This window comes from Insolitispirillum peregrinum (assembly GCF_900156605.1).
GTDB lineage: Bacteria > Pseudomonadota > Alphaproteobacteria > Rhodospirillales > Rhodospirillaceae > Insolitispirillum > Insolitispirillum peregrinum.
Map to the genome: position 1 here is coordinate 540,015 of NZ_FTOA01000004.1, position 22,036 is coordinate 562,050.

General features: G+C 62.0%; 17 protein-coding genes and 1 pseudogene. 5 read left to right on the top strand and 13 right to left on the bottom strand.

The annotated features are described in order from the left end of the window. Window positions 1-93 precede the first annotated feature (93 nt). On the bottom strand, window positions 94-1,422 hold the full coding sequence (locus BW995_RS13390) for an NAD(P)/FAD-dependent oxidoreductase (protein WP_076400885.1): 1,329 nt from the start codon (window positions 1,420-1,422) through the stop codon (window positions 94-96). A 284-nt stretch (window positions 1,423-1,706) separates the two neighbouring features. Here BW995_RS13390 and BW995_RS13395 point away from each other — a divergent pair, with 284 nt between their 5' ends. After that, window positions 1,707-2,186: an Lrp/AsnC family transcriptional regulator gene (locus tag BW995_RS13395; RefSeq protein WP_456152101.1), complete on the top strand. Its 480-nt coding sequence runs from the start codon at window positions 1,707-1,709 to the stop codon at window positions 2,184-2,186. A 368-nt stretch (window positions 2,187-2,554) separates the two neighbouring features. Here the strand turns inward: BW995_RS13395 and BW995_RS13400 are convergent, their stop codons facing one another. From BW995_RS13400 to BW995_RS13430, 7 genes are all read right to left on the bottom strand, one after another. Next, window positions 2,555-4,174, bottom strand: coding sequence for a methyl-accepting chemotaxis protein (locus BW995_RS13400; RefSeq protein WP_175617071.1), 1,620 nt, complete (start codon window positions 4,172-4,174; stop codon window positions 2,555-2,557). Window positions 4,175-4,649: 475 nt separating this feature from the next. Beyond that, the gene (locus BW995_RS13405) at window positions 4,650-6,311 is read right to left on the bottom strand and encodes an ABC transporter ATP-binding protein (protein WP_076400887.1); all 1,662 of its coding nucleotides are present in this window, start codon (window positions 6,309-6,311) and stop codon (window positions 4,650-4,652) included. Beyond that, window positions 6,308-7,162, bottom strand: a complete 855-nt coding sequence (locus tag BW995_RS13410; protein WP_076400888.1) for an ABC transporter permease — start codon at window positions 7,160-7,162, stop codon at window positions 6,308-6,310. The genes BW995_RS13405 and BW995_RS13410 overlap by 4 nt, the downstream gene beginning before the upstream one ends. Next, window positions 7,159-8,109 (bottom strand): ABC transporter permease, encoded by a 951-nt coding sequence (locus tag BW995_RS13415; RefSeq protein ID WP_076400889.1) that lies wholly within the window; start codon window positions 8,107-8,109, stop codon window positions 7,159-7,161. Before BW995_RS13415 ends, BW995_RS13410 begins: the two co-directional genes overlap by 4 nt. 367 nt (window positions 8,110-8,476) lie before the next feature. Then, window positions 8,477-10,087, bottom strand: a complete 1,611-nt coding sequence (locus BW995_RS13420) for an ABC transporter substrate-binding protein (RefSeq protein WP_076400890.1) — start codon at window positions 10,085-10,087, stop codon at window positions 8,477-8,479. Between the two features lie 305 nt (window positions 10,088-10,392). Continuing rightward, a complete protein-coding gene (locus BW995_RS13425) occupies window positions 10,393-11,772 on the bottom strand; it encodes an aspartate aminotransferase family protein (RefSeq protein ID WP_322099125.1) in 1,380 nt (459 codons plus the stop codon). Between the two features lie 9 nt (window positions 11,773-11,781). Further along, window positions 11,782-12,642, bottom strand: coding sequence for a GNAT family N-acetyltransferase (locus BW995_RS13430; protein ID WP_076400891.1), 861 nt, complete (start codon window positions 12,640-12,642; stop codon window positions 11,782-11,784). A 377-nt stretch (window positions 12,643-13,019) separates the two neighbouring features. Between BW995_RS13430 and BW995_RS13435 the strand changes: the two genes are divergently transcribed. Beyond that, window positions 13,020-13,688 carry a haloacid dehalogenase type II gene (locus BW995_RS13435; RefSeq protein ID WP_076400892.1) on the top strand — a complete coding sequence of 223 codons (669 nt, stop codon included), beginning with the start codon at window positions 13,020-13,022 and terminating at the stop codon, window positions 13,686-13,688. A gap of 79 nt (window positions 13,689-13,767) precedes the next feature. After that, window positions 13,768-15,042, top strand: coding sequence for an NAD(P)/FAD-dependent oxidoreductase (locus BW995_RS13440; protein WP_076400893.1), 1,275 nt, complete (start codon window positions 13,768-13,770; stop codon window positions 15,040-15,042). Here the strand turns inward: BW995_RS13440 and BW995_RS20300 are convergent. Then, window positions 15,036-15,221 (bottom strand): annotated as a pseudogene (locus BW995_RS20300) (hypothetical protein); the annotation flags it as partial. The gene BW995_RS13440 and the pseudogene BW995_RS20300 sit on opposite strands and share 7 nt — an antisense overlap. A 261-nt stretch (window positions 15,222-15,482) precedes the next feature. On the opposite strand from BW995_RS20300, the gene BW995_RS13450 reads away from it, so the two are divergent. Beyond that, complete coding sequence (locus BW995_RS13450) at window positions 15,483-15,989, top strand: GNAT family N-acetyltransferase (RefSeq protein ID WP_076400894.1); 507 nt, start codon at window positions 15,483-15,485, stop codon at window positions 15,987-15,989. Between the two features lie 186 nt (window positions 15,990-16,175). Here the strand turns inward: BW995_RS13450 and BW995_RS13455 are convergent, their stop codons facing one another. The 4 genes from BW995_RS13455 to BW995_RS13470 are packed head-to-tail and all read right to left on the bottom strand — an operon-like array spanning window position 16,176 to window position 20,517. Next, entirely contained in the window at window positions 16,176-17,630 is a 1,455-nt protein-coding gene (locus BW995_RS13455) for an NAD-dependent succinate-semialdehyde dehydrogenase (RefSeq protein ID WP_076400895.1), read from the bottom strand. 48 nt (window positions 17,631-17,678) lie between these two features. After that, window positions 17,679-19,142: an aldehyde dehydrogenase family protein gene (locus BW995_RS13460; RefSeq protein WP_076400896.1), complete on the bottom strand. Its 1,464-nt coding sequence runs from the start codon at window positions 19,140-19,142 to the stop codon at window positions 17,679-17,681. 52 nt (window positions 19,143-19,194) lie between these two features. After that, entirely contained in the window at window positions 19,195-19,569 is a 375-nt protein-coding gene (locus tag BW995_RS13465) for a cupin domain-containing protein (protein WP_084194828.1), read from the bottom strand. A gap of 24 nt (window positions 19,570-19,593) precedes the next feature. Further along, entirely contained in the window at window positions 19,594-20,517 is a 924-nt protein-coding gene (locus tag BW995_RS13470; RefSeq protein WP_076400897.1) for a 2-hydroxyacid dehydrogenase, read from the bottom strand. Window positions 20,518-20,797: 280 nt separating this feature from the next. Between BW995_RS13470 and BW995_RS13475 the strand changes: the two genes are divergently transcribed. Continuing rightward, complete coding sequence (locus BW995_RS13475; RefSeq protein ID WP_217696083.1) at window positions 20,798-21,694, top strand: GNAT family N-acetyltransferase; 897 nt, start codon at window positions 20,798-20,800, stop codon at window positions 21,692-21,694. Window positions 21,695-22,036: the final 342 nt, after the last annotated feature.

The following is a 22,036-nucleotide window of genomic DNA, read 5'->3' on the forward strand; positions in this document are numbered from 1 at the left end:
CCTGCACCGCCATGCAGCCCCGACGCGGCCTGAAGCACTCCCTGTGGAGAAGACCGTCTTTCTCCCCGGTCAGTGCTTGTCAAAAATAAGAAATCAGAACTCCGCCACCTTGCCCCACACCGAAGAACGGAACCGTTCCGGGCTGTAGGGACGCGGATCAACAATCGGCTCGGCGGCACCGGTGACGATGTCAGCCAGCAGATGCCCGGCCCCCGGCCCGATGCCAAAGCCGTGGCCGCTGAAGCCTGCCGCCAGAATGAAGCCCGGAACGTTATGGACTTCACCCATTGCCGGCACGCCATCGGGAGTGCTGTCAATGTAGCCCGCCCATTTGGCGCTGATGTCCACCTTGCCCAGTTCCGGCATCAGGGCCACCGCCCGGCGGTGGATTTCGACGGCAGTGCCTTCGTCCACTGACGGATCAAGAATCCGCATCTTTTCCATCGGCGTCGGCTTGTCCAGCGACCAGCGCGACAGTGTTTCATGCCCCGAGCGCAGACCTTCCAGCCCGCCGGGCCGCAGGCTGCGCCAGCGCTTCATGAACATCGGCATGAACTCGCGGCCAAAGCGCAGACCCTGCAAGGTCATGTCCAGACGACCATAACCACTGATCGCCAGCGTATAGCCGCCATCGCCGCGGCGGGTGACTGAAACGTCCTTGGTATGCAGGGCGTCAGGAATCCCCTGCGCGCCCGGCGCCAGCGCCACGATCGACGAGCGCACCGACGCCTGCGGGAACACCACGCCCAGCTGACGACAGAACGACGATGCCCACGCCCCACCGGACAGGATCGCCACCGGCGTCCGAATGGTGCCCTTTTCCGTCACCACCCCGCTCACCCGGCCACCACTGGTTTCCAGCCCGCGCGCCGCGCAACTCTGGTGCACCGTCCCGCCCAGCGCCATCAGCGCCCGCGCCACCGCCGGAGCCGCCCGCGACGGATCGGCAATCCCGTCTGTTGGCGAGAAAATGCCGCCTTTCCAGCTTCGCCCGGTGGCACGGCCACGCTCGTTGGCCTGTTCGCTGGTCAGCACATGGCTGGTGACGTTCACCGTTCTGGCAAAGTCACACCACTTTGCCCAGCCCGCCAGTTCGGCCTCGTCGTTGCTGAGGTACAGCAGGCCGCAACGGCTGAAACCGACGTTTTCGCCGCTTTCGGCCTGAAACCGTTCCCACAGCTCCAGGCTTTTGGTCGAAATCGGCAGTTCGCGCGCATCGCGGTTCTGCTGACGACACCAGCCCCAGTTCCGGCTGGACTGTTCAGCCCCGACCAGTCCCTTTTCCACCAGCGCCACTTTCAGGCCGCGCTTTGCCAGATAATAGGCCGTAAACACACCAACGATCCCGGCACCGATCACCACCGCATCGGCAGACTCGGGCAGGGTCGGGGAGGATTCGATTTTCAGCAGAGGGACGCGCATGGGATTTTCTCCAACCGTTGCCCTCCATCATAAAGCCACAGCACCAAAGCGGGTGCTGCAGTTCCCCGTGAGGCAGCATTTTATTTCGCAAAGCACCAGCTTTGCGGCGCTTTATGCGTCGGGCGTTCTCACCATTTTTGGTGGGTTTCCCGCCATTTGGCAGCATCGATAGACATTCCCCAGCGCTGTGCTATGGTTCGCAGGCAGACAGAGGCAGCATTTTATTTCGCCTGCTGCGTTGCCCCACTGCTCTACATCGTGCAGGCCGCCGACGGGAGGTGAATGTGCTGAAGCTGGACCGGATCGACATCAAGATTCTGCATGAATTGCAGAAAAACGGACGCATCACCAATGTCGAACTGGCCGAGCTGGTCAACCTGTCCCCCAGCCCCTGTCTGGTGCGGGTCAAGAAACTGCAGTCCGAGGGCTATATCGAGGGCTATTCCGCCCTGATCAATGTCCGCAAGCTGGGCCAGACGCTGACCGTCTTTACCGAAGTCACCCTGAAAAACCACCGCCAGATTGATTTCGCCCGCTTTCTGGGCGCGGTGGAAAAGATCGACCAGATGGTCGAATGCCACCTGATTTCCGGCGGCTATGATTACCTGCTGAAGTTCATCACCGCCGATATCAGCGAGTATCAGGAAATCATGGAAAAGCTGACCGACATGGATATCGGAATCGACAAGTATTTCAGCTTTGTGGTGCTGAAATCCCCCATCGTGCGGCCCCATATCCCGCTGACCAAGCTGTTTCAGTATTAGGACGTAGTGCGAAAAGTGGGAAAACAAAAGCGGGCTACCGCCCGAGCCCGTTTGGGGCCTGAGGCCCCAAGCCCCCATTTTTTCTTTTATGATCAAAGGAATGGGGTCCGGAGCTAGACCAGCGTGCGTTAAATCGGAAGCAGGCATGCTGGTCTAATTTTTTGTAGTGCCGCATTGTTTTTGCGAAAACCGGTTCCCACTTTTCGCACAACGCTCTAGAGCGTTTTCATACCGAGCGAAAACGCTCTTCCCTTTTAGTGCCGCATTTTCCGAGCCGTTGACCGTCGACGGTCAACTTGAAAATGCTCTAAAGGCCCCGGCGAGGTGTGGAGCAGCGCTCCACATCCTTCCCTGGCTTGGTTTCCCGCTCAGGCAGCCCTGATTTCGCGCAGGAACTCTTCCACTGCGCCCTTCAGGCTGACCGCCTCGTTATTCAGGTCCTGCGCCGCCTGATGCACCTGCTCGGCGGCTTCGCCGACCTGATTGGCGGCCTGCGATACCCCTTGAATGTTGAGGTTCACTTCGTCAGTGCCATGGGCGGCTTCCTGCACATTGCGGGCGATTTCCTGCGTTGCGGCCCCCTGCTCTTCCACCGCGCTGGCAATCGCCGAGGTGATCTGGCTGATCTGGCCGATGGTGTCCACCACGGCCGTGATCGCCGCCGCCGCCCCTGAGGTTTCCTGCTGCACCGCGCCAATCTGCTGGCCGATTTCTTCGGTGGCGCGGCTGGTCTGGCTGGCCAGATTCTTGACCTCGTTGGCCACCACCGCAAAGCCCTTGCCGGCATCCCCGGCGCGCGCGGCTTCGATGGTGGCGTTCAGGGCCAGCAGGTTGGTCTGGCTGGCGACGTTGTTGATCAGGTCCACCACTTCGCTGATCCGTCCGACCGCAGCCGACAGGCCGCTCATGCTGGTGTTGGTGGTTTCAGCCTGCTCGACCGCATGGGCAGCGATGATGCTGGATTGCTGAACCTGACGGCTGATTTCTTCCACCGAGACGTACAGCTCTTCACTGGCGGCGGCCACCGTTTGCACGTTGGTCGAAGCCTGTTCCGATGCCGCCGCCACCGCCGCGCTCTGCACACTGGTTTCCTGCGCCCCGGCGGACAGTTTCTGCGCCGCTTCGTTCATGTAGGAAACCGATTGGGCCACGGTACCCAGCAAGCGGTGGATCGACACGTCAAACGATTTGCACAGGGCCTCGATACGCACGCCGCGTTCAGCCCGGCTGCGCTCTTCGGCGCGCTCCCGCTCCTGCAGGCGGCTTTGTTCGATGGCATTTTCCCGGAACACCATCAGGGCGCGGGCGAATCCACCAATTTCACTTTTGCTGTCGGCGTGGTCGATGGTGATGCCGGTATCGCCCTGCGCCAGACGCTCCATGTTGCCGGTCAGCCCGATCAACGGCAGCGCAATCGACCGACGAATGATAATCGACAACCACACCGATACCGCAATCACCAACAGCACCAGAGCGGACGTTTTCAGGGCATTGTTGAGAAACGAGGTATCCAGATCATCAATGTAGACCCCGGTCCCGACGTACCAGCGCCAGCTCGGGGTCTGTTTGGTGTAGGCCATCTTTTCGACTTCCTTGTCCTGGCCCGGTCGGGGATACCAGTACGAGGTGAAGCCAGCGCCTTCCTTGCGGGCCAGTTCGACCATGTTGACGACAATCGGATTGCCCCGTTTGTCCTTGACGCCGGTCCCGTCGGTGCCTTCGAGATTGGCGCGCACCGGATGCAGCACATAGGCCAGTTTGTCATCGTTGATGAACAGATAGTTGTCGCCATCGTAGCGGAAGGCGCGCAGAGCCTGCTTGGCGGCAGCCTGCGCCTGTTCGGTGGTCATTTCGCCCTTTTTGGCCTTGTCGGCATAGGCCTCGATCAGGGATGCCGCCCCATCGACCACGGCCTTCAACTGGGCCTGCCGTTCATGCAGGGCATCAGTCTTGTTGTTGAACAGGGCCACCCCTGTAATCAGGATCATCCCGACGACCGAGACAAGAACTCCCAGAGACAGACGCGTCGCAATATTAACATTATCTAATTTATTCTTTTTCATATGGTCCCCGTTCTTGCAACGACTCTGAGCAGGATACTGTATGCGAGGGATCTGTATCGTCACCAGTCTTCACAGCTACAGATCAAGACATTTCCAATCGAATGGCATGTCTTTTTTACCCCGGTTTCCCCTGATCTCACCTTTTACGCAGGACACATTTCCCGCATCCCAAGAAATCACATAGCACAGGCGAAGAAAGGCGACGATGAAAAATATAGAGTCCCCCATTTAGAGGGATGATGCGTTATAAATAAAAACCGTTACTTGCAAAATAGAACAGTCAGTACATTTTCATCACAGGCTAGCGACTTCGCGGTATATTCATATGCCAGCAAACAAATTGCCGCCCTGGACAGTGCCAGAGCGGCGATTGGGAACCGGTCGTGCCACGGGCCAACGGTTATCGGCGGCAATAGGCCCGCACCAGCTCGGGGTCTTGCTCCAGACTGTCCAGCCAGCCCGGATCCAGCTTCGGCGTCGAGGAAAACAGCAGGCGCGAGTAGGGATGGTTTTCTGCCCGCCCGATATCGCTCGGGGTCAGTTGCTCAACCTTTTCCCCGGCGTACATCACCATGATCTCGTCGCAAATGGCCTCGACCACCGACAGGTCATGGCTGATGAAGATATAGGACAGCCCCAGTTCACGCTGGAGTTCCTTCAGCAGCTCGATCACCGCCGCCGCCACCACCGTATCCAGCGCCGAGGTGATTTCATCGCACAGGATCAGTTTCGGTTCGGCAGCCAGCGCACGGGCAAAATTGACACGCTGCTTTTGCCCGCCCGACAGCTCGGACGCCCGCCGGTGACGTACGCTTTTGGGCAAGTGTACCATGTCCAGCAACTGCTCAACGCGCTGGTCGCGCGCCTTGCCTTTCAAGCCGTGGTAAAAGGCCAGCGGTCGCCCCAGAAGTTCCTCGATCGACTTGGCCGGATTCAACGCCGTATCGGCGTACTGGAACACGATCTGCAGGTCGCGCAGTTCTTCCCGGCTGCGATGACGGGCATCAGCAGCCAGTTCACGACCGTTGAAAACAATATTGCCACCCTTGCGCGGCAAAATTCCGGCAATGGCCCGCGCCAGCGTCGATTTGCCACAGCCGGACTCACCGATGATCCCCAGATTGCGCCCGCGATGCACCGACAGGCTGACCGAGTTCAGTGCCCGCACCAGCGGCATGCCATCGGACTGAAGCGGGCCATAGCCCGCCACCAGATGATCGACTTCCAGCAGCGGATGCAGGTCGGCCACCCGCGCCGCTTCCGCGGGGGAGCGCGGTACCGGCTCGAACGCGCCCAGCAACTGTCTGGTATAGGCATGCTGTGGACGGTGCAGAATCTGGTCGGTGGAGCCAACCTCCTGCACTTCCCCGCCGCGCAGCACCAGAATGCGGTCGGCAATCTGGGCCACCACCGCCAGATCGTGCGACACATACACTCCGGCAATACCGTTTTTGCGCATCACGCTCTTGAATGCCCGCAGCACTTCAATCTGGGTGGTCACGTCCAGCGCGGTGGTCGGTTCGTCAAAGATCACCACCTTCGGTTGACCAATCAGCGCCATCGCCGCCGACAGGCGCTGAAGCTGGCCACCGGAAACCTGATGCGGGTAACGGTCGCCGATAGTGTCGGGATTGGGCAGCGACAGGGCCCGGAACAGCTCGACCGCCAGCGTCCGCGCCGCATCAACCGGCATCAGGCCATGGATGCGGGTGACTTCGATCACCTGATCCATGATCGTCGCTGCCGGGTTAAAGGCGGCAGCAGCGCTTTGCGGCACATAGGCGACCTTGGTCCCGCGCACATCGGCACGGTCCTTTTCACTGAGCTGCACCATGTCCTGACCGTCAACGGTCACACTGCCGCCGCTGATCCGGCAGCCGGTGCGGGTATACCCCATCAGGGTCAGGGCAATGGTGGTCTTGCCCGAACCGCTTTCGCCAATCAGGGCGACAATTTCACCGGGGGCAATGTCAAAGGAAACGCCCTTGATGATCTCGACCGTGCGACCGGCGTCGGTTTTGGCAGCAACCTTCAGGTCGCGGATCTCTACCAGCTGGCTCATGCATCACTCCGATCGCGGATTTTTTGCGGCAGGTTGTCAATCAGCAGATTGACGCTGATGGTCAGGGTGGCAATCGCCAGACAGGGGAAAATCACCGCCGGAGCCCCGAACGACAGGCCACTGATGTTTTCACGCACCATCGCGCCCCAGTCGGCATAGGGCGGCTGCACCCCCAGCCCAAGGAACGACAGGCCCGACAGCAGCAGAACGGTGAACACGAACCGCAAGCCAAGGTCGGTCAGCACCGGACCAAGGATGTTCGGCAGGATTTCCGACAAAATCAGGTACAGCGTGCCTTCGCCACGGATGCGGGCGACGGTGACGAAATCCATGGTGTTGATGTTGACCGCCAGCGCCCGGGCAAAGCGGAACGACCCCGGCACATAGACGGCGGCCATGGTCAGCACCAGCACCGGCAGCGACGAACCGACAGCCGCCACCACCACCAGCCCGAACAGCTTGCTGGGAATCGAGTTCATCGCATCAAGGAACCGGCTGAGCACGGTGTCCAGCCAACCGCCCGAAACGGCAGCGACCATCCCCAGCGTCACCCCGATGGAACAGGCCAGCGTCACCGAGGCCAGCGAAATCCCCACCGTATAGCGGGCGCCCATCAACACGCGGGACAGGATGTCACGGCCCAGATAATCGGTGCCCATCCAGAACTTGTCACTGATCGGGGCCAGATAGTCATAGTCGACAATTTCGCCGACCGGATAGGGGATCACCCACGGGGCGACCAGCGCCACCACCACCCAGAACAGCAGAACCGAGAAACCGATAATCCCCACTAGGTTGAAACGATAGCCGGGCGTCCGGCGCGGAGCAGTCGTGGAAACAGGAGTGGTCATCGCAACCTCGGGTTCGCAAGAATGGCAATGATGTCGGCAATGGTGGTCAGCACCAGAAAGCCAAGGCAAAAGATCATCGCGCAGGTCTGGATCAACGGCAGATCGCGGGTCGCCACCGCATCGACCATCAGCTTGGCCACGCCGGGATAGTTGAAAATCGTCTCGACGATGATCACCCCGCCCAGCAGATAGGACAGCGACAGCGCCATGGCGTTGGCAATCGGCCCCAGCGCATTCGGCAGGGCATGACGCATGACAATCCGCCCCCGCGACGCGCCTTTCAGCAGGGCCATTTCGGCATAGGGGGTGTTGAGGGTTTCAACCACCGCCGCCCGGGTCATGCGGATCATCTGGGCCGACACCACAAAGGTCAGGGTAATCACCGGCATGGCAAACACGCGCAGCAATTCACCCAAAGAATGGACTTCATTGGCAAAGGCCAGCGCCGGCAGCCAGCCCAGCGACACCGAGAAAATCAGCACGGCGGTGGTGGCGACCATGAATTCGGGGATCGAGATCAGGCCGATGGTACACAACGTCACCACCCGGTCATACAACGACCCGCGCAGCATGGCCGAGGTAATCCCCAGAAACAGCGACAGCGGCACGGCGAACAGGGTGGTCACCGCCGCCAGCTTCAGGGTATTGATCAACCGCCCACCAATCAGGTCCATGATCGGACGCCCGTTGGCATAGGAGGTACCAAAGTCACCGGTCAACAGGCCCAGCAACCAGCGGCCATAGCGAAAAATCGCCGGATCATCGAGGTGCATCGCCTTGCGCAGACCAGCCACGGCCTCAGGCGTGGCAGCCTGACCCAACAGGATCGACGCGGTATCACCGGGGAGCATCGAGGTGGCAAAAAACACCGCAAACGACACGATCAGCAGCGTTATCACTGCGATCCCCAGTCGTCCGGCGATAAGGGAAAGAACCTGACTTTTCACACACCTGCTCCCTGGATTTGTACTGCTTGCTGCGAGGATGGTTCCCTGCCAGAGGACACCGCCTCGAAGGTACAGGAAGGGGGTCGGCCCCGGGTTGCTCCGGCGGGGGCACAAACGGCGCACGCACACGCACGGTCTGGCAAGTATCCTGCTGTTCCCTGACAGAAAACGACCCATTTCCTCGAACACTTGTTCATGAAACAGGAATGCCTCTAGCACTTATGCGCAACGGAAAACAGGAAACAATGGTCCGACAATCGTTTCATGTCATATGAAACACCCCACCCCGTCCGGATGGGCTGGCGTCGGGAACGGGACCAGACCAGGCTGGCCCCGTTTCCTGATGACGCCCTGAGGGTAACGCGCCTTAGCCTTCCAGCCAGACGTACTCGGCAAAGGCATAGCCCATCATGCCACCCAGCGGATTCGGCTCCAGACCGTTCAGCTTCCTGGAGTGGGCGGCAACGTTGGCCATGTAGGTCGGGATGATGGTCCCGGCGTTTTCCGACACCAGACCCTGCATTTCGCCGTAGATTTCCTTGCGCTTGGCGTTGTCCAGCTCGGCACGGGCTTCGACCAGCAGCTTGTCGAACCGTTCGGACTTGAAGCGGCTTTCGTTCCACGCTGCTTCCCCGGCATAGAACAGCGAGAACAGCAGGTCAGCGGTCGGGCGCGGGTTGATGTTGCCGAAGTGGATCGGCGCCTTCAGCCAGTAGTTATCCCAGTAACCATCGGCCGGAACGCGCTGGACATCAAGCTTCATGCCGATTTCCGACGCCGACTGTTGCAGGATCATCGCCATGTCGATCGACACGTCGGCGGCTTCGGACGCCACCACCGGCAGGGTCTGCCCCATCACCCCGGCCTTTTGCAGCAGGTGCTTGGCCTTGTCCGGATCATAGGCCTTGGGCTTCAGATCGGTGTTGCAATAGGGGTTGATCGGGGAAATCGGCTGATCGTTGGCGATGCTGCCGACGCCACGCAGGGCGGCTTTCAGGATCTGTTCGCGGTTGATCAGGTACTTCAGACCGTCAACAAAATCCTTCTGGTTACCCGGTGCCATGTCCAGACGGACATTGAGGTTGGTGTAGGCGCCGGACATGGTCTTTTGCACCACCACATCCGGGCGGTTTTCCACCAGACGGATCGAACGCGGGCCGATGGTGATCAGGTGGATATCGCCCGACAGCAGGGCATTGACGCGGGCGTTTTCGTCCGGGATGCCAAAGAATTCAAAGCTGTCGACGTGGGCGCCCTGCGCCTTGAAGTAATCGGTGTTCTTTTTCATGATCGAGCGCACGCCCGGCTCGAAGGTTTCGAGCTTGAATGCCCCGGTGCCGACGCCCTTGCTGAAGTCGGTGGTGCCGTTCTGCACGATCATGAAGTGGTGCATCGCCAGAATGGTCGGCAGGTCAGCGTTGGCGCTGGTCAGGGTGATCTGCACGGTGCGCGGATCAATCGCCTTCACGTCGCTCATCTGCTTGGCGATCTTGGCCACCTTGGAGCCAACCGCCGGGTCGAGGTGACGCTTCAGCGAGTACACCACGTCGTCGGCATCGAGCGTCTTGCCGTCGTGGAACTGCACGCCCTTGCGCAGGGTGACGGTCCACACCAGCGCGTCCTTGGTGTCCAGCGCTTCGGCCAGCTCGAACTGCGGGAAGCCGCTCTTGTCGAGGAAGGTCAGGCGGTTGTACAGCGCGCAACAGCGCACATAGTCGGTTGACAGCGAAGCCTTGGCCGGGTCGAGGGTGTCGGCGTTCGACGACGAATAGCCCACCGCCTTCAGGTGCCCACCAGACACCGGGGTGGCAGCGACGGCCGACATGGCGCGACCCAGAATGGTCCCGCCGACCGAAGTCGCGATACCGCCTGCCGCCATCATTTTCAACAGGTCACGACGGCTGGCGCCCCGGCGGATAGCATCTTCCACCATGGCGTTATCGGCTGCGGTCCAGTTCACAATCTTAGAATCGGTCATCGGAGCTCCCCATGAATTGAACGTGAAACGTCATCACTCTGGCGTATGGCGGCCTGCCCCGCAGGGTCTTGGGCCTTGCCATTGATCCGCCGCTGGCGGACCCATGCCTTCCTGGTCTGTTCGCATCCCACGACCCTGTTTGTTTTTTGAGCGGGCCGCTTTTTTATGCCATTCCAGTGTCGCCATTTTGAAACACCAGAGCTGCCGAATTACAGCCCCCCCACGGCAGAATATGTTGAAGTTGGTGGCCGCGACAGTATTTCAAAAGGGGGGCGCGACGAGCACACCCCCCTTTTTCGCGCCTGTTACGCCAGAGCAGCCCGCACGTCCGGGTCTTCCAGCGTCTGATCCAAAGTCAGCTTAGTCCGTTGAATAATCGCATCAATATCGCTATCAGTGCAGCACAGCGGCGGGGCATATCCCAGCACGCCATCGGCAAAGGCACGGATCACCAGACCGTTGTTCCACGCGCGGTCGAAAATGCGGCGGGACGGCTGGGCAGCGGCAGGGAATGGCGTCTTTTTTTCCTTGTCGACCACCAGTTCAATCGCCGCCAACATGCCGCGACCGCGCACATCGCCCACCAATGGGTGGTTTTTCAGGCTATTGAGGCCCTCCATCAGCCGTGCCCCGGCCTTGCGACCGTTTTCCAGCAGGCCGCCTTCGTACAGGCGCAGCACTTCCAGCCCCACCGCTGCCGACACCGGATGCGCCGAGTAGGTGTAGCCATGACCGACCGCGCTGCTGCCTGCCCCGTCGGCCAGTGTCTGGTAGACGTGCTCGCTCATGAACACCGCCCCCATCGGCACGTAGCCAGAGGTCAAACCCTTGGCAACAGTCAGGAAATCCGGCACCACGTCGTCTTCCGAACAGGCAAACAGCGGGCCGGTACGGCCGAATCCGGTGATCACTTCGTCGGCAACAAACAGGATGTCCAGCTCGCGGCACACATCGCGCATCGCCTTCATCCAGCCGGTCGGCGGCACCAGTACACCACCCGATCCCTGGATCGGCTCGGCATAAAATGCTGCCACCCGTTCCGGCCCGCCCAGCTCGGCGACCTTTTGCCGCAACTGCGCCACCGAGGCAGCAATCACCGCCGCCGGGTCCGAGCCGACCGGATTGCGGTAAACGTTGTGCGACGGAATTTTATGCTGCCAGGCATAGGGCACACTGAAACCGGCATGGAAGGCTGGCAGTGCGGTCAGGCCCGCACCGATGGTCGACGAGCCGTGATAGCCCTGTTCCAGCGAAATGAACTGGTCCTTGGCAGCCTTGCCGCGCATGTTCCAGTAATAGCGGATGAAGCGGATGGTGCTGTCCACCGCGTCCGAACCGCCCAGAGTGAAATAGACGTGGTTCAGGTCGCCCGGTGCCCGCTTGGCCAGCTCGGCGGCCAGTTCGATGGCAGGCTCGGAGCCCAGACCGAAATAGCCGGTGGCATAGGGCAGCGTACGCAACTGCTTGGCCGCCGCTTCGACAATGCTTTCATGGCCATAGCCCGCATTGACGCACCACAGGCCGGCAAAGCCGTCTACCAGTTGGTGGCCGGTGGAATCGGTCACCGTCGCGCCCGACGCCGACGCAATCACCCGCACACCCAGTTGTTCATGCGTCCGGTACGAGGCAACCGGATGCACCAGATGGGCACGGTCAAGGTCAATCAGGGAAGTGCTCACAATCATTTCTCCAGATCAGCCCAAAGCCTGATTGGCCAGGGCAAAGGTACGGGCAACAGCCGATCCGATCGGGGCAACTGGCTCGCCGCGCCGCATCACCACACCGCCACCGACATGGGCCAGACCGATCTCGCTCAGCCAGGGGGACAGGCCGGTGTCTTCGGTGGTATCAACGCGCAGGAACGCACCGGGACGCGCGGCGATGCAGAAGGAAATCAGCGCCTTGGCCTGATCGGCAGAGGCGGCCACCACCGGCCCGATCACCTCGCCCCGGCCAAAGGCACGCAGGGCGGCAAAGCCGACAATTGCCCCGTCGCGGCGCAGCACCGCAAACCGGCCGACCGACCGCAGGTAGGCCAGCAGTCCCGAACGGTCGCCGCCAAAGGCCGCCGTATCCAGCGCAATCAGGGCCGCCAGATCGACATCGCTTTCAAAGGCCACCGCGTCCGGGGCGATGCTTTCCGGCATTGCCGGCGCACCTGCGGGGATGCCCTGATGCTGCATCACCGTGCCGGTGCGCACAAAGCCCAGCTTTTCGTACAGCGGCAGGCCATCAGTGGTGGCCACCAGCCGCAGCGGGCGGTCAGCGGCCAGTTCAAACGCCGCATCCATCAACTTGCGGCCCAGACCGCGCCCGCGCATCGATTCATCAACGATCACCATGTTGATGGTCGCGCAATCAGTGCCATAGCAGGTGGTCAGCACGGTTCCGACCAGCCGTTCGCCGTCTTCGACCGCCACCACACCGGCACTGAGGTCCAGCGCCATGCGCCAGTCTTCCAGACGGTGCGGCCACACGGCTTGCCGCGACAAGGCCAGCGCACCGTCAAGATGCGACGGCAGGAATGCCACAAGATCAATTTGGGTTGCTTGCATAGGTTCAGATCCTCGTTACGACCTCCTTCTGTTGTAGCCGAAGACGCAGAGGAGATGGTTCCGTGGATCGGGGGGCAACGGCATAGCCAAGCACCGCAACGCACCCGAACGGCATCTTATGCTGTGCAGGCCGGGCGTCTCCGTTCGCCGGGGCCCCGTGAAGACGCCGCAATCATCCCGCCGCCAAACAGTCTGCCAAAACAGCCCCTTGATACAACACATTCTGCTTTGCAGCCGGGCAATTCAGTCCTGCACGCTGGCGCACCCCCCCTATGATGAAGTGCAGGGACAGAGCACGACCTGATGATCGTCACGCCGGTTGCTCCCCGCCCCCCTTCCCCGCCTCCTCCCCGCACAACGAGCAAGGACTGTCGGCCATGACCACCTTCCGCCCGAAGTACATCACCTTTGACTGCTACGGCACCCTGATCAACTTCCAGATGGCCGAAGCCGCCCGTGACCTGTACGGCGCGCAGCTCGACGAAGCCCGCATGCAGCAGGTCATCAAGAATTTCTCGGCCTATCGCTTTGACGAAATCATGGGCGACTGGAAGCCCTATGCCGAGGTGGTGCACAACTCGCTGGAACGCACCTGCAAGCGCAACGGTCTGGAATTCCGCGACGAAGACGCCAAAATGATCTACGAGCGCGTGCCGACATGGGGTCCGCATGCCGACGTTCCCGCCGGGCTGGCCAAGGTTGCCAGGGAAATCCCGCTGGTGGCGCTGTCGAACGCCATGAACTGCCAGATCATGTCCAACGTCGAAAAGCTGGGCGCGCCGTTCCACGCCGTCTATACCGCCGAGCAGGCGAACGCCTACAAGCCGCGTTTCCAGGCATTCGAGTACATGTTCGACATGCTGAACTGCAACCCCGAAGACATCCTGCACGTCTCGTCGTCGTTCCGGTACGACCTGATGTCGGCCCATGATCTGGGGATCAAGAACAAGGTGTGGGTCAACCGTGGTCACGAACCGGCCAACCCGTACTATGGTTACACCGAAATCGCCGACATCTCCGGCCTCGCCGGGGTGGTCGGGCTGTAACGCTCCCCTGAGGGACGCGCCGCAGGACAGTGGTCCGGCGGCGCGTCCTCAAGACCAACTTTAGACACGGGCGCAGGCCATGAAGTTCGAGTCCTATTGGCACGACAGTACCCCTCCGTTTACCAGCGCGGCCAGCGGGCCGGTCGAGGGTGAGTATGATGTTGCAGTGATCGGCGGCGGCTTTACCGGCCTGTCGGCGGCGCGCACGCTGGCCAGGGCTGGCGCCCGTGTGGTGGTGCTGGAGGCCGGGCACGTCGGTTGCGGCGCGTCGGGACGCAACGGCGGCCACCTGAACAACGGGCTGGCCCACAGCTTCCTTACCGCCAAGGCCCACCTTGGGGCCGAACAGGCCAAGGCGCTGTATCGCGCCCTTGATGATTCCATCGACACCATCGAACAGATCATCGCCGAAGAAACCATCGACTGCGATTTCCGCCGCTCGGGCAAGCTGAAGCTCGCCTCCAAGCCGCAGCACTTCGACGCCATCGCCCGCAACTTTGAGGCCATTCACGCCGAAGTCGATCCCGACACCGCCCTGTTGTCCCCCAAGGATCTGGAGCAGGAAGTCGGTGCCCCGTTCCACGGGGCGATGCTGTCCAAAAAAAGCGCCATGATGCACATGGGCCGCTATGTGGTCGGCCTCGCCACCGCCAGCACCCGCCATGGCGCGGTGATCTTTGAACAGGCCCCGGTCACTGCCCATGTGCAAAACGCTGGCAAACACACCCTGACCACCCCACGAGGCACCGTGCGGGCCAATCAGGTGCTGGTCGCCACCGGGGCCTATACCTCTGGCCCGTTCGGCTATTTCCGCCGCCGGGTCATTTCGGTCGGCAGTTTCCTGATTGCCACCCGCCCGTTGAGTGCCGCCGAAATCGCCAGTGTGGTTCCCGGCAACCGCACCTATGTCACCTCGATGAACATCGGCAACTATTTCCGCCTGTCCCCCGACAACCGGCTGATCTTTGGTGGCCGCGCACGCTTCTCCGCCACCTCCGACCAGCGGTCGGATGCCAAAAGCGGCGCCATCCTGCGCGAGGCGATGGTCAACCTTTTCCCGCAGTTATCCACAGTCGACATCGACTACTGCTGGGGCGGACTGGTGGACATGACCAAGGACCGTTACCCGCGTGCGGGCTACGTCGATGGCGTGTGGTACGCCATGGGATATTCCGGCCACGGGGCGCAACTGTCGTCGCATCTGGGCATGATCATGGCCGAGGCGATGCTGGGCCGCGAAGACCGCAACCCGCTGAAGGGCCTCGACTGGCCCGCCGTCCCCGGCCACTTCGGCAAGCCGTGGTTCCTGCCGCTGGTCGGGATGTATTACAAGTTTCTCGACAAGATTCAGTGATCACCAGAGTCCCGGACCGGCATCAGAGGGGGCGGCAGCATCGTACAGGTGGCCGCCCCTTGCGCTCGTAGCCAGTCATGGAACGCCTGTACCGCTGGCGACAGGGCACCGGCCCGGTGCAAAATGAAATAGGTTCCCGAAACGGCCTGAGCCGTGGCAAACGGTGCCACCAACCGCCCGGCAGCGAGACAGCGGGCGGCGGCACCACCGCCACCCCCAGCCCATCCTCGGCCGCTTGCAGAGCCACAAAGGTATGATCCACCGCCGCCAACGTAAAACTGCCATGACGGGCAGCGGCATCAAACGCACGCAGGGCATTCAGGGGCGGCAGGCGCATGGCACAGTTTTTCTCACACAAGCAAACCACTAAACTCGTTTGAAGACCTGCCGGACCGCCGCCTACAGTAACGGTCAGTTCTGGTGTTCCTTGCGAGTTTATCATGATTTCTCACCCCGTTATCCTGCGTTCTGCCACCCCCGACGACCTGCCGGAGATTACCCGCCTGTACGGCCATTACGTCACCACCTCCACCGCCACCTTTGACACTGAACCGCCCTCTGTTGAGAAAATAGCCGGGCGAATGGCCGCCATCCGCCAGATCAAGGCCCCCTTTCTGGTCGCCGAGGTTGATGGCGAGCTGGCGGGCTATGCCTATGCCACCGCCTATCGCCCGCGCCCGGCCTATGCCGGGACGGTGGAAAACTCACTGTATCTGGCACCGCACCACACCGGGCGAGGACTGGGCCGCCTCCTGCTGAACCACCTGATCGCCGACTGCCAGCAAACAGGCTTTCGCCAGATGATTGCCGTCGTTGCGGGCAGCGACAACATCGCCTCACTGGCCTTGCACCAGTCCTGCGGCTTTGTGGTGGCCGGACGGTTGACCAATGTCGGCTACAAGTTTGATCGCTGGCTGGACACCACCCTGCTACAGAGAGCCTTATGAGCCTGCCCTTTCGCTGGCTGTGCCTCAGCCGGATCGGCACCTGCCGTGCCACCATGGCCTATTCCGCCACCCTGCTGAAACAGGCACATCCATGATGCCCTGACTCAAAAGCAAACCCCAAAAAGTAAACCAGCGCCGGGAGGGGAACCGGCGCTGGCTTTCTTCTCATCTGCACGAGGCTGGTGTTCAGCCCAGCCCGCCGACGTGGAAGGTCTTCATTTCAAGGTATTCTTCGATGCCGCACTGGGCACCTTCGCGGCCCAGACCGGACTGCTTGACCCCGCCGAACGGCGCCACTTCGGTGGAGATCGCCCCGGTGTTGAGGCCGATCATCCCCGCTTCCAGCGCCTCGGCCACCCGCCAGGCCCGCTTCAGGCTTTCGGTGTAGAAATAGGCGGCCAGACCGAACGGCGTGCCGTTGGCAATCGCCAGCGCTTCCTCTTCCGTTTCAAAGCGGAACAGCGGGGCCACCGGGCCAAAGGTTTCTTCGTTGGCCAGCAGCATGTCGGCAGAGGCATTGGCCAGCACCACCGGCGTTGCGTACTGCGCTTCGCTCGGGGCGGTGCAGGTGGAGATGATCGACGCGCCCTTGTCCAGTGCATCGGCAACGTGGCGGTTGATCTTGTCGATCGCCGCATCATTGATCATCGGGCCGATATCGACACCGTCAACGGTGCCCGGACCAACCTTCATTGCCGACACCCGCGCCGCCAGCTTGCTGGCGAATGCGTCATAGACCCCGGCCTGCACCAGAATGCGGTTGGCGCAGACACAGGTCTGGCCACCGTTGCGGAACTTCGACACCAGTGCGCCTTCAACGGCGCTATCGACGTCGGCATCATCAAAGACAATGAACGGCGCGTTGCCGCCCAGTTCCAGACTCAGGCGCTTGATGCTGTCGGCAGCGCCGCGCATCAGCAGGGCGCCAACGCGGGTCGAGCCGGTGAACGAAATCTTGCGCACCGTCAGGTTGGCCATGATTTCATCGCCAATACCGGTCGGCAGGCCGGTGACGATGTTGATTACCCCGGCCGGAATCCCGGCCCGTTCGGCCAGCACACCCAGTGCCAGCGCCGAATAGGGGGTGAACTCGGACGGCTTGATCACCACGGTACAGCCTGCGGCCAGCGCCGGAGCAACCTTGCGGGTGATCATCGCGTTGGGGAAGTTCCACGGGGTAATGATCCCGCACACCCCGACCGGCTCTTTCAGCAGCAGAATGCGGCGGTCAGCGGTCGGCGACGGCACCGAGCCCCCGGCAACGCGGCGGGCCTCTTCGGCGAACCATTTGACGAACGACGCGCCATAACGGATTTCACCACGGGCTTCGGCCAGCGGTTTGCCCTGTTCAAAGGTCAGAATCTGCGCCAGGTCTTCCAGATGTTCGATCATCAGGCCGTACCATGCTTCCAGCAGGGCGGCGCGCTCGGCATGGGTCTTTTTGCGCCAGCTGGCAAAGGCGACGTTGGCCGCCTCGATGGCCGCGCGGGTTTCTTCGGCCCCTTGATCGGGCACCGTCCCCAGCTCGGTGCGGGTGGCCGGATTGGTCACCGACACCGTTTGGCCGGATGCAGCATCACACCACACCCCGTTGATCAGGGCTTGCTGGCGGAACAGGCTGGGATCGTTAAGCGACAACATGGCAGGCCCTCTATGGTGTGTGCGTTACGGGGAAAGAGTCCGCAAAGATTAAAGACTGATCAGCACGCTCTTGCTCTTGCGGTTGGCCTGATAGGCCTCGCGCCCAAGGTCCTTGCCAATCCCTGATTGCTTGTAGCCGCCGGTCGGCAGGATGTGGTCGCGGGACCGACTGTAGCGGTTGACCCACACCGTCCCGGCCTGCAACGCCTGCGTCAGGCGGATGGCGCGCGACAGGTCGCGGGTGAACAGGCCCGCCGCCAGCCCATAGGTCGGGTGGTCGGCCAGCGCCAGGGCTTCGGCTTCGTCGTGGAAGCTCTGGATGGTCAGCACCGGCCCGAAAATTTCTTCCCGCACCGCCGGAGAGTTCTCGGTGACGTTGCCCAGCAGGGTCGGGGCATAAAAATAGCCCGGACGGTCGAGGCGCTCGCCGCCCAGCAGGCACTCCGCTCCGGCGGCTTTCGAGGCTTCGACAATGCTGCTCATGCGGGCAATCTGGCGTTCCGAGATGATCGGCGCGTAATCGGTCAGCTCGTCCCACGTCGGGCCGGGGCGGATCACCGTCATGCGGGCAATCAGGCGCGCGGTCAGTTCGTCGGCAACGCTGTCCTGTACAATCACCCGTGACCCGGCAACGCACGCCTGTCCGGCGTTGCCCAGAATGCTGCGCGCAATGGCGTCGGCTGTCTGGTCCAGATCGGCATCGGCAAACACCACCTGCGGGCTTTTGCCCCCCAATTCCAGCGTCATCGGCTTGACGCCGGTGCGGGCAATGTTGGCCATGATCGCCGACCCGGCCCCGGTCGAGCCGGTAAAGCTGACCTTGGCAATGTCCGGGTGGCCAGTCAGCGCATTGCCGGTGGTCGGGCCATCGCCCAACACAATGTTGATCAGACCGGCGGGCAGGCCCGCCTTTTCGGCCAGTTCGGTCATGTACAGGGTGGCGAACGGCGTCATTTCGGACGGCTTCAGCACCACCGCATTGCCAGCCGCCAGCGCAGGCCCCAGTTTCCAGCCCGCCATCGACAGCGGGAAATTCCACGGCGTGATCGCCCCGACCACCCCGTAAGGCTCGGTCATGATCATGCCTAGCGAGTTGCCATCGGTCGGCACCAGATCGCTGCCTTCCTTGTCGGCAAATTCGGCAAAGAACCGAATCTGCTCGGCAGTCACCGCGATGTCGCCCGCGATCAGATGGCCGACCGGGCGGGTGGAGGCCACCGCCTCCAGCTTCGCCAGCGTCTCGCCGTGCTGTTCGATCAGGTCGGCCCAGCGTTGCAGGATTTTGGTCCGCTCACGCGGGCGCAGGGTACCCCAGCCGCTGGTCTTCAGCGCCTGTTTGGCGGTCTGCACCGCCTGATCCACCAGTGCCGCATCGGCAATCGGGCAATCGGCAAAGGCCACCGCGTCGGACGGGCGGTAAAGGGTCATCCCCTCACGCGCCGCCACATAGGTTCCGCCGATATAGTGACCCTGCGGCAGGGTCAGGCTGTTGGGGTCAAAGCTCAGCGACATGACTTATCCTTGTTGTGACTGATACGGCCGCAGGGAGACGCAAACAAAAGGCTTATTCCATCACGGTGACGTAGATCTTGCGCACCGTCTCGATGGTCTTCCACACGCCGGTAAAGCCCGGCTTCATCACAAAGCTGTCGCCCGCACGGTAGATCACCGGCTCGCAGCCGTCGGGAGTGATTTCGACCACCCCGGACAGGATGTAGCAGAACTCAAAGGTACCGCCCTTGATCGAACGGGTTTCGCCCGGCGTCGCCTGCCAGATGCCGGTGTGGATCATTTCGTCGCGCGACACGTCCAGCGGCCAGCAGGTGAAGTCCGGATCACCGGCAATCAGGCGTTCGGGCAGCGGCTTGCTTTCCTTCGGGGCGAAGGTCGGGGCGTAATCGAGCGTCTTCAGCAGGTCGGACATCTTCACGTCGGTCATCATTCAGTCCTTGTCGAAAAGAGATTAATAGCCGCGCTGGCGGTCGACCTGACCGACCATCGCTTCGCCAGCCTGATGGCGGCAGATGTTGGCAATCACCGCCTGTGCCGCCGTCACCGGCTGGGTCACACTGGCGATGTGCGGGGTAATCAGAACCCGCGGATGACTCCACAGCGGATGGTCGGGCGGCAGCGGTTCCGGGTCGGTGACATCCAGCACCGCGCTGGCCAGATGGCCGCTGTCCAGCGCCGCCAACAGCGCCGCCTGATCCAGTTGCGGGCCGCGCCCGACGTGCACCAGACTGGCCCCGGCAGGCAGGGTGGCAAACAGGCGGGCATCCAGCAGGCCGCGCGTTTCCGGCGTCAGCGGCAGCAGGCAAATCAGCACATCGCACTGGGCAAGGAAGGTGTCGAGGGTTTCCGTCCCGCTGTAGCAGGTGACGCCGTCAATGCTGCGCGGCGAACGGCTCCAGCCCAGCAGCGGAAAGCCGAACGGCCGCAAGCTGTCGAGCACCGCCGTCCCCAGCATCCCCAGCCCCAGCACACCAACCCGCCGTTCCGACGCCTGCCGCACCGGCAGAATCCGCCATTCCGCCCGCTGTTGCTGGCTGAGATAAGCCGGCAGGTTGCGATGGACCGCCAGCACCGACAGGGTGACGTATTCCTGCATCATCCGCACGATGCCGTCTTCGACCATCCGCACCACCTGCAAGCTGTCCGGCAACTGGTCGAGCGGGAACTGGTCAACCCCGGCGCCGATCGAAAACAGCACCTCAAGGTTCCGGTACTGCTCCAGATCCTTGGGCACCGTCCAGGTCAGCAGATAGCGCACCGCGTCGGGATCAACCGTTGCCGGGTCCATCGAAAAGGCAACATCCGGCAGGCTGGCCGCAAAGGCATCGGCAAAAATCTGCCCACGCACCGGATCAGAGTTGAACAGGAAGGTCATCGCGCTTTCTTTCCCTTGCCGCCGCCCGGGCGATCCGCCCAAGGCGGCCCGGCCCACACAGCCTTCATAGTCTGAGCAAAACACTGGGGCAGGCAGCGCAGCGAATGATGCCGAAAATGGCGGTTTTTCAGTCAAATATTGCAAAGGCCATTGAATCGAGAGCGGAATATATGGCACCGCTTCCCTTAGTCTCATCTTGACCCAAACGGCGCGTGCCGTATGGTCAGAGTGTCCTGCCGGTTGCACCCCGTCGGCCTTGCCGGAGACCATGAGGTATACCGTGTCCGAGTCTGTTTCCGAGTCCATGCAGCTTGAGTCGTTCCAGCTTTCCGCCATCGATATCGCTGATGCCGATCTGGCCATGCTGCACGCCCTGTCGATCAGCGTCACCTGGCCCCACCGGGCCGAGGACTGGCAATTCATGCTCGACAGTGGCCGCGGCATCGCCGCCGTCGATGAAATCGGCCGGGTGGTCGGATCAGCGATGTGGTTCCCCGAGGAAGACAATTTTGCCACCATCGGCATGGTGATCACCTCGCCGCGCCTGCAAATGCATGGTGCTGCCCACTGGCTGATGGACCATGCCTTGCGCGACCTGCAAGGCTATCGTCTGGGTCTGAACGCCACCCGTCCCGCCGAGCGGCTGTACCGCTCGCTGGGCTTCCGCGATGAAGGGCTGGTCTATCAGCATCAGGGCGAAGTCCAGACCGCTCCCCCGGCTCCGGCGCTGGAGGCTGGCGAAGTCCTGCGTCCAGTGACGCCCGAGGACCACAAGGCCCTGATTGCCCTCGACAAGCAGGCCTTCCGCGCCGGGCGCCGGGTGCTGATGAACCGGCTGTTTCCGCTGTCAACCGGCATGGTACTGGAACGCAACGGCAAGATCGTCGCCTTCAGCCTGTGCCGTCCCTTTGGCCGTGGCCATGTGGTCGGCCCGCTGATTGCCGCCAATGACCGCGATGCGGTGATGGTCCTGCGCCCGCATGTGGTCGCGTTGCAGGGCCGGTTCCTGCGGCTGGATACCCGCCAGAAAAACGCGCCGTTTTCGGACTATCTGCTGAGCTGCGGCATTCCGCTGTTCGACACCGTGACCACCATGGCGCTCGGCTGCTCGTGGACCACCAACCAGCAAGCCGGGGCTCCGCTGACCTACGGGCTGGTGGCGCAGACGCTGGGGTGAGGGCGTCGGTTCGCTCGGTGTAAGCCGTGGGGCTTTTGTTGTGAGGGAAGGGAAGTGCGGGCTCTGCCCGCGCCCGCAAAGGGCCGGAGGGCCCTTTGATCCCGGGAGTTGGGTGTGGGAATGCGAAAAGCCCCCTGGCGTGAGCCGGGGGGCTTTTTGGTATTTTGGTTGCGGGGGCCAGATGTTGCTTCGCTTACGCTTCGCTGCCCTTGGCGTCCGGGCGGAGGGCTGCGCCCTCCTGACGCCTGCGGGTGACCTGACTTCCTCGTCAGTTCAAATCTGAACTCATAAGCTAAATACAGAACGGCCCCTTAGCTTGCGCCAAGGGGCCGTTCTGTATTT